This window comes from Actinosynnema sp. ALI-1.44 (genome assembly GCF_001984155.1).
Lineage (GTDB): Bacteria > Actinomycetota > Actinomycetes > Mycobacteriales > Pseudonocardiaceae > Kibdelosporangium.
This window is the reverse complement of the sequence record NZ_MTQO01000052.1, coordinates 805,991-821,297: the sequence shown is the minus strand read 5'-3', so window position 1 is coordinate 821,297 and position 15,307 is coordinate 805,991. Positions and strand designations below refer to the sequence as shown.

At 68.7% G+C, this 15,307-nt stretch carries 14 protein-coding genes; 3 read left to right on the top strand and 11 right to left on the bottom strand.

The annotated features are described in order from the left end of the window. Positions 1–2: 2 nt before the first annotated feature. Both ALI144C_RS41645 and ALI144C_RS41640 read right to left on the bottom strand, forming a co-directional pair. On the bottom strand, positions 3–593 hold the full coding sequence (locus tag ALI144C_RS41645) for a ClpP family protease (RefSeq protein ID WP_076992701.1): 591 nt from the start codon (positions 591–593) through the stop codon (positions 3–5). Beyond that, positions 590–1,216 (bottom strand): ClpP family protease, encoded by a 627-nt coding sequence (locus ALI144C_RS41640; RefSeq protein ID WP_076992700.1) that lies wholly within the window; start codon positions 1,214–1,216, stop codon positions 590–592. The genes ALI144C_RS41645 and ALI144C_RS41640 overlap by 4 nt, the downstream gene beginning before the upstream one ends. Positions 1,217–1,330: 114 nt before the next feature. On the opposite strand from ALI144C_RS41640, the gene ALI144C_RS41635 reads away from it, so the two are divergent. Next, on the top strand, positions 1,331–3,352 hold the full coding sequence (locus ALI144C_RS41635) for a hypothetical protein (protein WP_076992699.1): 2,022 nt from the start codon (positions 1,331–1,333) through the stop codon (positions 3,350–3,352). On the opposite strand, the gene ALI144C_RS41630 is transcribed toward ALI144C_RS41635, so the two are convergent. Continuing rightward, positions 3,349–4,371 carry an LLM class flavin-dependent oxidoreductase gene (locus ALI144C_RS41630; protein WP_076992698.1) on the bottom strand — a complete coding sequence of 341 codons (1,023 nt, stop codon included), beginning with the start codon at positions 4,369–4,371 and terminating at the stop codon, positions 3,349–3,351. The two genes, ALI144C_RS41635 and ALI144C_RS41630, sit on opposite strands and share 4 nt — an antisense overlap. A gap of 120 nt (positions 4,372–4,491) precedes the next feature. Between ALI144C_RS41630 and ALI144C_RS41625 the strand changes: the two genes are divergently transcribed. Continuing rightward, a complete protein-coding gene (locus tag ALI144C_RS41625; protein ID WP_237774566.1) occupies positions 4,492–6,201 on the top strand; it encodes an amidohydrolase in 1,710 nt (569 codons plus the stop codon). 38 nt (positions 6,202–6,239) lie between these two features. On the opposite strand, the gene fusA is transcribed toward ALI144C_RS41625, so the two are convergent. From fusA to ALI144C_RS41605, 5 genes are all read right to left on the bottom strand, one after another. Beyond that, positions 6,240–8,270, bottom strand: coding sequence for an elongation factor G (gene fusA / locus ALI144C_RS41620; protein WP_076992697.1), 2,031 nt, complete (start codon positions 8,268–8,270; stop codon positions 6,240–6,242). Positions 8,271–8,580: 310 nt separating this feature from the next. Beyond that, positions 8,581–8,727: a hypothetical protein gene (locus tag ALI144C_RS56000; RefSeq protein ID WP_168211484.1), complete on the bottom strand. Its 147-nt coding sequence runs from the start codon at positions 8,725–8,727 to the stop codon at positions 8,581–8,583. A gap of 65 nt (positions 8,728–8,792) precedes the next feature. Beyond that, positions 8,793–9,542: a hypothetical protein gene (locus ALI144C_RS41615; protein ID WP_076992696.1), complete on the bottom strand. Its 750-nt coding sequence runs from the start codon at positions 9,540–9,542 to the stop codon at positions 8,793–8,795. Further along, a complete protein-coding gene (locus tag ALI144C_RS41610; RefSeq protein WP_237774565.1) occupies positions 9,539–10,327 on the bottom strand; it encodes an ATP-binding cassette domain-containing protein in 789 nt (262 codons plus the stop codon). Before ALI144C_RS41610 ends, ALI144C_RS41615 begins: the two co-directional genes overlap by 4 nt. Beyond that, entirely contained in the window at positions 10,324–10,665 is a 342-nt protein-coding gene (locus ALI144C_RS41605; RefSeq protein WP_076992852.1) for a GntR family transcriptional regulator, read from the bottom strand. Before ALI144C_RS41605 ends, ALI144C_RS41610 begins: the two co-directional genes overlap by 4 nt. Positions 10,666–10,821: 156 nt before the next feature. Between ALI144C_RS41605 and proS the strand changes: the two genes are divergently transcribed. Continuing rightward, on the top strand, positions 10,822–12,264 hold the full coding sequence (gene proS / locus ALI144C_RS41600) for a proline--tRNA ligase (protein ID WP_076992695.1): 1,443 nt from the start codon (positions 10,822–10,824) through the stop codon (positions 12,262–12,264). Position 12,265: 1 nt separating this feature from the next. Here proS and ALI144C_RS41595 read toward each other — a convergent pair whose 3' ends face one another. The 3 genes from ALI144C_RS41595 to ALI144C_RS41585 all read right to left on the bottom strand — a co-directional run bounded on the left by ALI144C_RS41595 (position 12,266) and on the right by ALI144C_RS41585 (position 15,256). Continuing rightward, positions 12,266–12,538 (bottom strand): hypothetical protein, encoded by a 273-nt coding sequence (locus ALI144C_RS41595; protein ID WP_143231168.1) that lies wholly within the window; start codon positions 12,536–12,538, stop codon positions 12,266–12,268. A gap of 149 nt (positions 12,539–12,687) precedes the next feature. After that, positions 12,688–13,803: a S1 family peptidase gene (locus tag ALI144C_RS41590; protein ID WP_076992693.1), complete on the bottom strand. Its 1,116-nt coding sequence runs from the start codon at positions 13,801–13,803 to the stop codon at positions 12,688–12,690. A 217-nt stretch (positions 13,804–14,020) separates the two neighbouring features. Then, entirely contained in the window at positions 14,021–15,256 is a 1,236-nt protein-coding gene (locus tag ALI144C_RS41585) for a putative PEP-binding protein (RefSeq protein WP_076992692.1), read from the bottom strand. Positions 15,257–15,307 lie beyond the last annotated feature (51 nt).

Below are 15,307 nucleotides of genomic sequence, written 5' to 3'. Positions count from 1 at the left end.
GTTCAGGCGCGGTTTTCGAGGACGTGGTCCGCGAGTCCGTAGGCCACCGCTCCCGCCGCGTCGAACACCCTGTCCCGGTCCGTGTCGTGCCGGAGGTCCGCGACGCCCCGTCCGGTGTGCGACGAGAGGATCTCCTCGAGCTGGGCACGTACGCGCACCACTTCGTCGGCCTGGAGGATCAGGTCGGGGATGGTCCCGCTGCCCCGGGCGGCTGGCTGGTGCAGCACGACCCTGGTGTGCGGCAGCACCGCCCGGCGCCCGGACGCGCCCGCGGCGAGCAGGACCGCTGAGGCCGCCACGGCCTGGCCCACGCACGTCGTCGCCACCGGTGCCTTGATGTAGCGCATGGTGTCGTACAGCGCGAGCATCGCCGACGGGTCGCCGCCTTCGGAGTTGATGTACAGGTTGATCTCGCTGTCCGGGCTGTCCGCTTCCAGGTGCAGCAGCTGGGCGATCAACGCGTTCGCCACGCCGGAGTCGATCGCCGTGCCCAGGTAGACGATCCGCTCCGACAGCAGGTGCGAGTAGACGTCCATGATGCGCTCACCCGATGTGGTGCGCGTGATCACGTTGGGGATGGTGTACGTGCTCATGACCGGGCTCCCGTCAGGGGGCGCAGCCCCATTTCGTGCGTGCGCACAGGCACGACCTGTCCGAGGCTTTCGACGATGTGGTCGATGAAGCCGTAATCCTTGGCTTCCTCGGCCGTGAACCAGCGGTCGTGCAGCGAGTCGGTGAAGATCCGTTCCATGTCCTGGCCGGTGTCGTCCGCGATGATCCGCAGCACGGTGTCCCTGGTGTGGCGCAGGGCATCCGCCTGCACCTCCACCTCGACCGCCGAGCCGCCGATGCCCGCGGAGCCCTGGTGCATCAGGATCCGGGCGTGCGGCAGGGCGAAGCGTTTGCCCGGTGTGCCCGCCGACAGCAGGAACTGCCCCGCGCTGCAGGCGAGGCCCAGTGCGAGCGTGGCCACGTCACACGGCACGAGCCGCATCACGTCCCGGATGGCGAGCATCGACGGCACCGAACCACCCGGTGAGTGGATCCACAGCGCGATGTCCTTCTTGGGGTCTTCCGCGGCGAGCGACAGCATCTCGGTCGCGAGCGCCGCGCCGTTGTCGTCGTCAAGCGCTCCGTCGAGCACCAGCACCCGTTGGCTGAGGAACCTTTCCCGCAGCCGGTAGTCGAACTGCGGCGGCTTGTTGTCGTTCGTCATGCACTCGACGATGCCGCCAACGCGGCACGGTTGTCCGCCCATGCTGCTGTGGGCGGATCAGCTCACGGCAGCGCCGGATCCCGATAGGCTGCGAGCGGAACCTTGGGGGTGGGGATGTTCGCCGGACTGGACGACGTCGACTGGGCTTCGCTGCGACACGCCTACGGACCGGCCGTCGAGGTACCGGAGTTGGTACGCGGGTTGGTTTCGGATGATCCCGCGGAACGCGAGATCGCGTTGGACGGCATGGAAGGCGGTGTGCACCACCAGGGCAGTGTCTATGACAGCACAGTCGCGGTGATCCCGTTCCTGCTGGAAACGGTGGGCACGGCCGGGTTGCCCGGTCGTGGTGAGATCCTGAAGTTGCTGTCCAACATGGGCAGCGCCGGTCTGGCGGCCCTTCCGGACGACCCGCTGCGCCGTGCCGCGGCCGTGGCGGTGGCCCAGGCGCGTCCGGTGTTGCTGCGGTTGCTCGCCGATCCCGACCGGGACGTCCGCGTCGCCGTGGCGAGGACGTTGCTGGTCTGCCGTGCCGACGTCGCCGGGGTGGTGACCGCGATGCGGGCACGGCTCGCCGTCGAGACCGATGCCGAGGCGCGGCTCGCTGTCATCTCGGCGCTCGGTGTCTTCGGCGGCCGGGGAGAGTCCAGAGCGGACATCGCTGCCGATTTGGTGTCGGTGATGGCGGGTCCCGGGCAGGCACGCGAGCGATTGGCCGCGTTGACCGAGTTGGCGATTCTCGAGCCCGCGCGGTTGCCGCAGGACACCGTCGCGACCGTGACAGACCTGGTCGTCGCGACCTATGCCAGCGGGGTGCCGGTACCGGAGCCCGTCGACTTCACGACCAACACCTTGCGCGGCTTCATCCGCAAGGCCGAAGCCGAACGCGAGGGCCCGATCCGGCGGACACGTGACCTGGATCGCCTGATAGCCGAGGTGAGCGCGGCTCTGGGCGCCCTGGTGCCGGAGCGGACGAGGCTGATTCGGTCCCTGCTCACCGTCGACGACTGGGAATGCCGGTATGACGCGGTCCACGCGGCAGGTCCGCTGATCCAGTACTGGCCGGGCGATCACCGGGAACTCGTCGAGGACCTGGGCGCGAAGCTCACCGACCCGCACTCGTGGGTACGCCGCAAGGCAGCGGAAACCCTGCAGCTGATCGGCGAATCGGCCGCGCCCGCGGCCGACTGCCTCGTCGCCGTTCTGGACGCGTTGCCCCGTGAACCGGCGGAGTACGTGTACACCGGCGAACAACGTGCCGTGATCCTCCGGGGCGGGTACCTCGCGAACAGCTTCCACCCGGCGCTCGTCGCTTTGGCGAACACCCGGGACGAACGAGCACTACCTCTGATCCAGTGGGCGCTGGAGCACCCGGAGATGCCCACCAGCACCGGAACACTCATCGGTCGCTTCGGCACGGCTGCCGCTCACCTTGTCCCGCTGATCCGACGGCGCATCCGTGAGCTGCCCACGGGGCAGCCATTCGACGGTCGCCAAAGTGACCTCGTCCACGCGCTGGGCAAGATCGGTCCCGCGGCGGCCACCGCCATGCCTGAGCTGCTTTCGCTGCCGCCCGAACACTGGTTGCTTCGAACATTGGCGGAGATGGGCCCGGCAGCGGTGGCGGCGGTGCCGACCCTGCGGTCGCTGCTGGACCACGACGACCGGTCTGTCGTCATGGAAGTCGCGAATGCCTTGTGGCACATCGAAGGCGATCCGACCCAGGTCCTGCCTGCCTACGCCCGTTGCCTCGATGGCGACGAGAACGCCGCGATCAGCGCCGCGGCGGGAATGGCCATGGTCGGTCCCGCCGCCGAGCCTTACCTGCCGCAGCTGCGCGCGTTGCTGGATCGCCCTGACGACTACGGCTGGCTACGCCTGCGCGTCGCGACGGCGTTGTGGCGGATCGCCGCGGACACCGAAACGACGGTGCCCTTGATGATCGCTTTGTGGCCGATCAGCATCCACTTGCGACACGTCATCGTGGACACACTTGTGGAGATGGGCCCGGCCGCCCGCCCAGCTGAGGCGCTGCTGCGCGCCGAACTCGCTACCCTCCGGGAGCACGAGCTCGACTTCTTCGGCAGTCCAGCGTACATGCGAGCCTGCGCCTCAGCGTTGGCGGCGATCGCCTAGCGCCAGCCAAGAGCCGGAGCCACGTGCGTGAGCACGTTGTCCAGCAGGTGCGCGTTGTAGTCCACGCCGAGCTGGGTCGGCAGGGTCAGCAGGAGCGTGTCCGCCTCGGCGATCGCCTCGTCCTCGGCGAGTTGCTCGACCAGCACGTCGGGTTCCGCCGCGTAGCTGCGGCCGAAGATCGCCCGGGTGCTCGCGTCGATGTAGCCGACCTGGTCGCTGCTTTCGCTGTCGGCGCCGAAGTAGTTGTGGTCCTGTTCCGAAGTGAGAGCGAAGATGCTGCGCGACACCGACACGCGCGGTTCACGTTGCCAGCCCGCGTCCGCCCACGCCTTGCGGAACGCCCGGATCTGCTCGGCTTGCTGGACGTGGAACGGCGCACCGCCCTCGTCGTTCTTCAGCGTCGAGCTCATCAGGTTCATGCCGTGTTCGGCCGCCCACACCGCGGTGCTGTTGGAGCCCGCGCCCCACCAGATCCGTTCGAGCAGTCCCGGCGAGTGCGGCTCCAGGCGCAGCAGGCCCGGCGGGTTGGGGAACATCGGCCGCGGGTTGGGCTGGGCGAAGCCCTTGCCCTCAAGCAGCTTCAGCAGCACCTCGGCGTGTTTGCGGGCCATGTCGGCCTCGGTCTCGCCTTCGGACGGCTCGTAGCCGAAGTACCGCCACCCGTCGATCACCTGCTCGGGTGAGCCACGGGAGATGCCGAGCTGCAGCCTGCCACCCGCGATCAGGTCCGCCGCGCCCGCGTCCTCGGCCATGTACATGGGGTTCTCGTAGCGCATGTCGATCACGCCGGTTCCGATCTCGATCCGCTCGGTCTTCGCACCGATCGCGGCCAGCAGCGGGAACGGCGACGCGAGTTGCCTGGCGAAGTGGTGCACCCGGAAGTAGGCGCCGTCCGCGCCCACCTCCTCGGCGGCCACGGCCAGGTCCACTGCCTGGAGCAGGGCGTCGGATGCCGTCCTCGTCTGCGAGTACGGCGTCTCCGACCAGTGCCCGAACGAGAGGAAACCGATCTTCTTCATGCCCGCCCCAACGCACGGGCCAGCTGGTTGATTCCTCAACTACATGAATTCCCGCTGTCTGTGACCAGGCTCGCGAACGACCGTTGACCGCCGTGACCATTGCGCAATACGTTCGTCACAGTGCGTGTCAAGGAGGACGCCATGTGTGAACGGCACGGACCTGGGGCGGGGTTGACCAGGGCGCAGTTTCTCAAGCTCATGGGCCTGGTGGCCGGTTCGCTGGCCGCGTGCAGCGAACCCGCGACCCCGGCGGGCAAGGTCGAACCGGTCCTGGTCGACAACGTGCGCGGGTACACCGTCGCCGACGGGCAGCCGCGCAGGTTCGGCAGTCTGCTCGTCGACGCCCAGGGCCGGGTTTCAGCCCTGGACCCGGGCAACGCGAACGGCGCGCGCCGGGTGGACGGTCGCGGTCGCGTGTGCCTGCCGGGCCTGCACGACGCGCACGGGCACATCTGGCAGCTCGGGGCGAAGGCGACCGAGCTGGACCTGGCCGGTACCCGTTCCCTCGACGAGGCCATGGCCGCGTTGAAGCGTTACGCGGGTGAACACCCGGACCAGCCGTGGATCAGGGGACGCGGCTGGAACGAGGTGGTCTGGGGTCTGGGCAGACTACCCACCGCTGCCGACCTCGACCGGGTGGTCAGCGATCGTCCGGTCTGGCTGGTTCGGGCCGACAGCCACGCCGCGGTGACCAACACCGCCGGGCTCCGGATCGCCGGGGTGGTGGCGGGCACGGCCGCGCCGACCGGCGGCGAGATCGTCCGCGGCCCGGACGGCCAGCCGACCGGGGTGTTCGTCGACGCCGCGAAGGCGTTGGTCGACGGCAAGCTGCCCGCGATCGGCGAACGTGATCACCGCGAGCGGCTGGCGGCGGCGCAACAGCTGCTGAACAAGGTCGGTGTCACGTCGGCCAGCGACGCCGGGACCAGATCGGCCGAGCTCGTGGTTCTCCGCGAGCAGGCCGCGTCGCTGACCGTGCGCGTCAACGCTTTCCTGACCTGGGAGGCGTTCGCCGAGGTGGGTTCGGCCGTGCGCACCGACTCCGTGGCGGACGACCTGCTGCGGATCCGCACGGTGAAGCTGTACGTCGACGGGGCACTGGGCAGTCGCGGGGCGGCGTTGCTCGAGCCCTACAGCGATTCGGGGGGCAGCAAGGGTTTGCTCCAGCTGACGTCGCAGGAGCTGGAAAGCAGGATGCGGCGGATCGTCGACGCCGGGTACCAGTGCGCCGTGCACGCCATCGGCGACGGCGGCAACCGGCTGGTCCTCGACACCTACGAGCGGATACCCCGTGGCTCGATGCGGCACCGCATCGAACACGCCCAGGTGCTGGCCACCACGGACATCCCGCGGTTCCGGCAACTCGACCTGATCGCGTCGATGCAACCGGTGCACGCCACCGAGGACATGAACATGGCCGAGAACCGGGTCGGCGCGGCCCGGATCGCCGGCGCGTACGCCTGGCGCACCTTCCTGGACCAGGGCACGGTGATCGCGGCGGGCTCGGACTTCCCCGTGTCGCCGGAAAACCCCTTCGACGGGATGCACGCTGCCGTCACACGCACCGACAGGGAAGGCAAACCGGTCGGCGGGTGGTACCCGGGACAGGCGATGACCCCGGTCGAGGCGTTGCGCGCGTTCACGTGGGGCGGCGCGTACGCCGCGCACCAGGAACGGCTGCTCGGCTCGCTGGAACCGGGCAAGCACGCCGACTTCATCCTGGTCGACCAGGACCCGTTCGCCCTCGAACCCGGCCGGGCGCTCTGGCAGACACAGGTGCTGCAGACCTGGCTCGGCGGCAAGCGGGTCGGCGACTACGGCCAGCTGTGATTGGCCCCGCCCCAAGCCGGGCGGGGCCAACGCACTGGCTACCGCTGGACGCTGGCGTAGCCGGTCGGCCGCGAGGTGAACGTGCCACGGCCGTGGGTACGGCTGCGCAGCGCGTTCGAGTAGCCGAACAACTCCGCCAACGGCACGACCGCGGTGATCATCGACGTGCCGGACCGTGTCGCCGAACCCGACACACGGCCACGGCGCGCCGACAGGTCACCGAGCACACCGCCGACGGCCTCGTCCGGCACCGTCACAGCGACCTCCACCACTGGTTCCAGCAGTTCCATCACGCAGGACCGCAGCGCCTCACGCAGGCCGAGCCGACCCGCCGCGCGGAACGCCATCTCCGACGAGTCGTTCGGATGGGTGGCGCCGTCGGTCAACGTGACCTTCAGCCCCGTCACCGGATGCCCGGCGAGCGGACCCTCGGACAGCGCGTCCCGGCAGCCCATCTCGACGGCACGGATGTACTCGCGCGGCACTCGTCCGCTGACAACGGTCGAGGCGAACTCGAACTCCGTGCTCCCTTCCAGGGGTTCGACGTCGAGCACGACGTGCGCGAACTGACCGGGGCCACCGGCCTGCTTGACGTGCCGGTAAAGCAGCCCGGACACGCCACGCACGACCGTCTCCCGGTAGGACACCCTCGGACGGCCCGCGCTGATCTCGAGCCCGTGCTGGCGGCGGATCTTCTCCACCGCGACCTCCAGGTGCAGCTCACCCATGCCCGACAGCACTGTCTGGCCGGTCTGGGAGTCGTTGCGCACCACCAGCGACGGGTCCTCCTCGACCAGCCAGGCCAACGCCGAGGACAACCGGTCGGTGTCGGCACTGCGGCGTGCTTCCACCGCGACGGTGACGACGGGATCGGCCACCGGTGGCGGTTCGAGGACGAGCGGATCCGAAGGCACGCACAGCGTCGCGCCGACGCGGGCGGATTTCATCCCCACCACCGCGACGATGTCCCCGGCCACCGCGTGGTCGGCCTCGGTGTGCCGGTCGGCCTGCACGCGCAGGATCCGCGAGACCCGTTCGTTGCGCCCCGCGACGGCATCGTGCACCACCTCTCCTTTTCGGACTGTGCCGGAGTACACCCGCAGGAACGTCAACCGGCCGGTCGTCGTCGAGACCACCTTGAACACCAAAGCGGCGAACGGCGCCGACGGATCGGCTTCGCGTTCCTGCACTTCGTCGTCCCGCGTGCCGCGCACCGCGGGAACATCCAGCGGCGACGGCAGGTAGTCCACGACAGCGTCCAGCAGCGGTTCGATTCCGCGGTTGCGGTACGCCGAACCCGCCAGCACGACCAGGGCGTCCCCGGTACGGGTCAGCTCGCGCAACGCCGACACCAGCGTCGGCGCGGACACCGTCGACTCGGCGCAGAACTCCTCCAGTGCCAACGGATGCAGCTCGGCCACGGTTTCCTCGATCGACCGGCGGCGACGCCGTGCCTCGTCGAGCAGGGCGTCCGGAACCGGGCCCACTTCGACCGTTTCGCCGTCCGGCCAGGTCAAGGACCGCATGCGCAGCAGGTCGATCACTCCGGTGAAACCGCCTTCCGTGCCGATCGGCAGCTGCACCACGAGCGGCACCGGGTGCAGCCGCGCCCGGATCGACTCGACAGCCGTGTCGAGGTCGGCGCCCGCGCGGTCCAGCTTGTTGACGAACGCGATCCTGGGCACGCCGTGCCGATCCGCTTGCCGCCACACCGATTCGCTCTGCGGCTCGACACCGGCGACGGCGTCGAAGACCACAATGGCGCCGTCGAGCACGCGCAGCGAACGTTCCACCTCGTCGGCGAAGTCGACGTGGCCGGGCGTGTCGATCAGGTTGATCCGGTGGTCGTTCCACTCGCAGCTGGCAGCCGCGGCGAAGATGGTGATGCCGCGGTCGCGTTCCTGGGAGTCGAAGTCCGTGACGGTCGTGCCGTCGTGCACCTCACCGCGTTTGTGCGTGGTACCCGTGGCATAGAGGATCCGTTCGGTGACGGTGGTTTTGCCCGCGTCGACGTGAGCGAGGATGCCCAGGTTGCGGACGTGGTCGATGGACAGGTGGACGGTACGCACGGCACATGGCCCTTTCGGGGTTCTGGCAAGAGAACATGGCAGCGCGATTCACCGGACGAAGCGGGGCACCTTCGGGGCACACCGAAATCCCGGCGGGCGCGGCAAAAGCGCGCGCGAGCCGGGCATAACGGTGTGGAAGGCGCGGTTGATCGGGTCTTCGTCAGGCGTTCCGGGGACGGCCGCGCAGCCGGCACCGGAGGGACGAAGACATCAGGATCACCTCGTAACGCGAGCGAGGAGCGACAGCGACCGTGCGGGTTCGCATGGCCTGTCTCCTCTCGACTCGTCGCGTTGTTCGTCGTGAGTGTAGTCAAACCCCAGTGGACAGTGAAGCGGTTTTCCGCCACACCGCCGTACGGGCTGGTCGGGGCCGGTTCGACGACACCTTGGCCGCCCAGCGGAACACGAGGGTGAACAGGATCGCGGCGAGCCCGGCGAAGATGCCGATCTCGATCACGTACAACCAGGGCAATCGGCCGTAGGGCTGGTAGTCGGCGTAGTGCCCGGCGACGCCCTTGCCCTTCAGGCACTCGGTCTGGGCGGCCGAGGAACCGGCCCGCCCGCATTGCGACGCCTCCGTAGAGGTGATCGAGATCGGTTCGCCCGCCGCGTTGGCATACCCGCTGTCGACATGCCACGCACCGTCTGGGATCTGTCGTTGATACGGGTCACCGGATTCTTCCCATGTGCGGAACGAGTGCTTCGGGGGATGATCCGCTCGCGCAGCTTTACGACGTACAGGCCGTGGGCCGCCAAGACCACGACCAGCGTCGCGCCCATGGCGAGCAGTGTCCGTCGAAGCAGCGCGCTGAACGCGAGCCCCACTGCGAACCCGAAAAGCGTGTGCGCAGCCTGGATGGCGGGATCGGCCTCGAACGCCGCGAAACTGAACCGGCTCGGCGTGTGCTGGTCGACCAAGCCGCCCGCGATGACGCCGACGATCACCGAAAGCGCCACGGCCGCCGCCGCGAGCAGGAGGACTTTTCTCACCAGCCACCGGTGGAGACTGACATCCTGGCCCCACGCGACGAGGTACGTGCGCTGCTCGTACTCCCGGCCGATCAGCGGTGCCGCCCAGAACACCGCGACTGCCAACCCCAAGGCACTGGGGGCGAGCTTCCATGCCGGGTCGAGCGGTACGTAGTCCAAGTACCAGCCGCCGCGGTAGAAGAAGCCGTTGCCGAACGCGATCAGGAACACGATGATCGCGACCGCGAGAACGGCGGTGGAGACGATGGCCGTTCGGTGCTGCCGCCAGACGATCCAGATCATGCCGCACCTCCGTCGCGTGCGCTTGCCAGGTTCGACAGGACGATGTCCTCCAGGGTGGCCGGTCGCGTGATCCAGCCGTCGGGTGGTGGGCGGTTGTCGCCCACCAGTACCTCGGAGCCAGGCCCCACGTGGAACACGTGTTTGGCCAACAAATCGTCCGTCTCGCCGCTGAGCAGCAGTTTCCCGCCCGCCAGCAGGATCAGGTTCTCCGCGACCCCACTGACTTCGGTGATCACGTGGGTGGACAGCATGATCGCCATGCCGGACTCCGCCGAGTCGGCCAGCAGCTCCGCGGTCACCTCACGCCGCACCAGCGGGTCCAGATTGGACAAGGGCTCGTCGAGCAGGAGCAGGTCCGGCCGGGCGGCGACGGCCATCGCCAGTGCGACGTGCGCCTGCTGGCCGCCGGACAGCCTGCCGCACGGGCGATCCGCCCGCACCCCGAACGTCCGCAGCCACCGCTCGGCGCGGTCCTGTTCCCACACCGCGTTCAGGTTGCGTGCCAGCCGGAACATCTCGGCCGCGGTGAAGTTCTTGTACAGCGGCTTGTCCTGCGCGACGAACGCCACTCTGCCCGCGGTGTCGACCTTCCCCGCGTCGGGCGGCAACAGCCCCGCGAGGATGGTGAGCAAAGTGGACTTCCCCGCGCCGTTCGCGCCGACGAGCGCGGTGACCTGGCCCGGCTTCAGCGCGAACGTGCACTCCCGCAGAGCCCATGTGTCGCCGTACCGCTTGCCGAGGCCGTCGACACGCTGGATGAACCCCTTCTCCGCGATGGTTGTCACCGCTGTTCCCCCTTGTCGTTGAGGACCGTGCGTACCAGAGCGTCGATGTCCTCGTTGTCCAGTCCCGAGGCGCGGGCTTCGCCGACCCATTCGTGCAGGCGTTTCCGCAGCTGTTCCATCGCCTCCGGGGGCGCGGAACCCAGCGCCGCCCGGATGAACGTGCCGGACCCCTGGCGTGCCTCCACCAGACCGGACAGTTCGAGTTCGCGGTACGCCTTCAGCACGGTGTTGGCATTCACCCCGCACGACTTGACCATGTCGCGCACGGTCGGCAGGCGGTCGCCCGGCTTGAGCCAATCGAGGCGCAGCGCTTCCCGCACCTGCCGGACGACCTGCATGTACGGCGGCACGCCGCTACCGCGGTCGATTCGGAACTCCACCGCGGCCTCCCGAAAAGTGTTCTAGTTACCTAGGACAATAGAGCAATCACGGCCGTCTCGCCAAGGGGTGTAATTCGGTGGCCGTTCCCGGCCACGTCGGTAGCCTCGTCGTCCATGGCACGAGACGACCGAGGTGTTACCCCGCAGAGTGAGGACTTCTCCGCATGGTTCAACGAACTGGTGGTGAAAGCCGAGTTGGTCGAGCGCGGCCCAGCGCGGGGGACCATGGTCATCCGGCCGTACGGTTACCGCGTGTGGGAACTGATCCAGTCCGATCTGGACGCGCGGATCAAGGAAACCGGGCACGAGAACGCGTACTTCCCGCTGCTGATCCCGGAGTCCTACCTGAGCAGGGAGGCCGAGCACGTCGAGGGGTTCTCGCCGGAGCTCGCCGTGGTCACGCACGCGGGCGGCAAACAGCTCGAAGAACCGCTCGTGGTACGCCCCACCTCGGAGACGATCGTCGGCGAGATGATGGCGAAGTGGATCAAGTCGCACCGCGACCTGCCGCTGCTGCTCAACCAGTGGGCGAACGTGGTCCGCTGGGAGATGCGGCCGCGCCTTTTCCTGCGCACGACCGAGTTCCTGTGGCAGGAAGGCCACACCGCGCACGCCGACGAGGACGAGGCGATGCGCGAAACCCTGACGATGCTCGACGCGTACGCCGGTCTCGCCGAGGAGATCACCGCCATCCCGGTCGTGCGTGGCGAGAAGACCCCGGGTGAGCGGTTCGCGGGCGCGGTCCGCACGTACACCATCGAGGCCATGATGCGCGACGGGAAGGCGCTGCAGGCGGGAACCTCGCACTACCTCGGCGTGAACTTCGCGCGTGCGTTCGACATCCGGTACACCGACGCCGCCGACGAGCAGCAGTTGTGCCACACCACGTCATGGGGGATGACCACGCGCATGATCGGTGCTGTGATCATGGCCCACGGCGACGACAAGGGCCTGGTGTTCCCGCCGAAGGTGGCGCCCGTCCAGGTGGTGATCGTTCCGATCGGCCGGGGTGAGCAGGCGGAGGAAACCACGGCAGCCGCGCGGAAGCTCGCCGCGGAGATCAAGGCGACCGGCGTGCGCGTGCGTGTCGACGACCGGACCCAGCTCTCACCCGGTTTCAAGTTCAACGACTGGGAGATGCGGGGTGTGCCGATCAGGCTGGAGATCGGCAGGCGCGACCTCGAAGCCGACAGTGTGACGCTCGTCAAACGCCTGGGTGGTGACGGCAAGCAGACGATGCCGCTGGCAGCCGTGGCCGCCGCGCTGCCGGGCGTGCTCGACGAGTTCCAGCAGTGGCTGTTCGACCGCGCGGTCGAGTTCCGGGAGAGCCGCACGGTCGCCGTGGACTCGTTCGACGACTTCCGTGGTGCGGTCGCCGGTGGCTGGGCCCGCGCGTTCCACTGTGGCCGGTCCGAGTGCGAGGACGACATCAAGGCCGAGACGGCCGCGACCCCGCGGTGCGTGCCGCTCGAAGCCGCCGGGGAATCGGGCGCCTGCGTCCGGTGCTCGGCGCCGTCGGCGTACGGCAAGCGTGTCCATTTCGGACGCGCGTACTAGGTCACGCGTCGCGCGTGCACTCCCAGGTGACGTGCGCTTCGAACATCTTGATCACCGTCTCGGTCTCGACGCACTGCTCGTACTCGAAACCGTCGGCCCTAGCCCGCTGCGACGCCTGAGCCCTGGCGTAGTGGATGGCGAATCCCCAGTCGCTGTACCCGGAACCGTGGTACTCCTTGGTGATGGGGTCGGCGGATGCCGGGACGCTGGTGAGCGAGAACATGGTCGTCGCTAGTACACATGCGGATAACACCCTGCGGCTCGTGGTCGGCATGGTTCGACGGTAGGCAGGATTCGCCGTGTTATCGACGTCCACCTGGTGGGTGGGCGCGCGGCTGAACGTCGCCGCACGCGCTGTGCGGATCGCACAAACGGCAGGACCGGGCGTGACATCCCGATCCTGCCGCGTGTGTGTCATCGGGTTCAGCTGTTGAGCGTCACACCGTACGCGCTCAGCGCCTCGCCGACCGGCTGGTAGTACGAGGTTCCGCTGCCCTTGCCGGAGGTGATGCCCAGGCCGACGCTGCCCGCGAACAGGCAACCACCCGAGTCACCGGGGTTGGCCAGCGCGTTGGTCTGGATCAGCTGGTGCACCGAGCCCTCGGAGTAGTTCACGGTGACGTTCAGCCGCTGCACGCTGCCCGCGGTGAGCCGCGTGGTGCTGCCGCTCTTCTGGATCCGCTGGCCGACCGTGGCCGCGGCGTGCGAGCTGATCGGCTGGGTCGAGCCGTTCCACAAGGTCACCGCACCGGGAGCGCTGCTGGAGGTGTTGCGGATCAGGCCGTAGTCGTTGGTCGGGAAGCTGGCGCCCTCCGACGGGCCCACGTTCCACTGCCTCACCGCTCGGGTGCAGTGCCCGGCGTCGACGATGTAGTTCTGGCCGCCCTTGTTGGTGTTGAACCCGACCGAGCAGCGCGTTCCGCCGCCGGTGATGGCCTCGCCGTTGTAGATGGCCAGCCGCATCTCACCGGTGACCCGCTCGACCCGCACCTTGTCGCCGAGCTGGTCGGCGGTGCGCAGCAGCGCGGCGATGTCGCCGCCGGTCGCCGCGTCGGAGACGGACAGCACGACCTGGTTGGTCTTCGGGTCCTGGCCGATCGAGGTGTGCTTCACCGCGGGCACCGACTGCAGGAGGTCCTGCGCGGACGTCAGCGCCTGGGTGGAGTGCTTGACCAGCTTGGCCTCGGCACCGGACGCGCGGACCTGGTCGGCCGCGGCCGCGTCCAGCACGTTCACGACCGGCTTGCCCTTGGCGTCGAGGAAACCACCCGCGGTGCGGGCGCCGAGCGCGCCGTTGAGCTGGTCCAGCGTGCGGACGCTTGCTTCCTGTGTGCGCAGGATCTGGACTGCCTCAGCGGACGAGACACCTTCCCGTGCGGTCAGGTCGGAGATCGCGGACTGGGCCACCTCGGGCGAGTACCCGTCGATGGTGGCCGCGGCGGACATGGGTGCGGCGGCGAAACCGGCGACAGCGACACCCGCTGCCAGGGTTATGGCGGAACGGGCGGCGAAATGCCGCCCCTTGACGATCTTGCGCATACCGACAACTCACTTTCGCAGGGGGCGCGAGGTTTCCGCGCTGACCAGTGGGTTGCGCCGACCACGTTGTACGCGACCGGCACCGGACTTTTCCGGCGTATCCCAGCGTGTTCTCCGACGCGGTACTCCGGTACCACCTTTAGTCGGTATGCCCACAAAGAAAAGTTATGACGAAACGCTATCGGAAACGGCGTCCACTATGGACGCGTTGATCCCGTTACCGGTGGTCGGCCGCGATTCTCGTGGCGAGTTGGCGCAGTTCCGCCGTGCACATCATGATTCGGTGGACGGGAAGGTGTCGCGCGTAGTGGTCCACGTCCGCGCCCAGCGCGAACACGTGCACGGGCACGCCGGTTTCGCCGCTCGACGCGACGACCTGGCGCAACGCGGCCAGCACAGCCGCGTGCCTGGTCTGGTACGACGACGCGACCAGGTGGTTTCCCCGGTCCGCGGCGAGGTAGAACTGGATCAGGTCCTTGGTGCCGACGAACAGCTCGCTCGCCCCGGACGCGCAGAACTCGGCCGCGGAATGCACGGCCGCGGGCGTCTCGACGAAGACACCGAGCGGCGTTTCGGCGGTCAGTCCGAGGTGCCGGCGCAATCGCAGGAACTCGTCCAGGTCATTGATGAACGGTACGGCGAAGCTGACCCGGTCGGCGCCGGCGCCGAGGCGTTCCCGCAGGTGGGTGCGAATCGCCCGGAAAGCGTGCGGATAGGTGCGCTCGGCCAGCAGCCACCGCGCGCCGTGCAGTCCCATTTCGGGATTGGGTTCGTCGGCCAGTTCGACGTTGCTGGTGATCTCGGCGGCGGCGTCGGACCGCAGGTCGAGCAGCCGCATGACGAGCCGTTGGCCGGGAAGCAGCTCGTCCGCCATCGCGCACAGCTGCGCGGCGATGGCGTGGCCGTAGCGCTCGGCCTCGTCGGGGCCCGCCCTGAGCGAGTCGATCGGGCTCAGGCTCGCGGCGTAGCAGGCGAACTCCTCGCGGATGAAGAAGCAGTCCACCTGCTCGACGCGGGGGACAAGGGCGTTCGTCGACCGGATGTCCGACGCGGCCGTGACCACCACGCAGATCGACTCGATCGCGTCGAGCCCGGCGACGGGATCGGTGAGAACCCGTGGCGCGTGGTCGAGTTCGCCGACGACGACCGACTGCCGGTCGAGCCGAACGGTGACCTCACCGGTGAGGGCGTCCAGCGCGGACTCCTCGACACGCAGGACGGGGATTCCCCGTGACCGGCACAGGGACTGCATGTGGCCGGTGCGGCCGCCCCTGGCGCAGATCACCGCCGCCGACGTGACGATCGCGTCGTAGAGTTCCGGGCCGAGTTCGTCGACGACCAGGACGCCGCCGCCGACCGGTGTCCTGGTGCGGTTGCAGACGCCGCGCACGCTCGACGGGTGCGAGCCGACGAGCAGAACCCCTGGCATTTCCCGAAGACCCATCGCTGTCATGATCCGAGGTTGTCAGCCTGACAGCCATTGACGCATCTTCTCCCTTGCGCG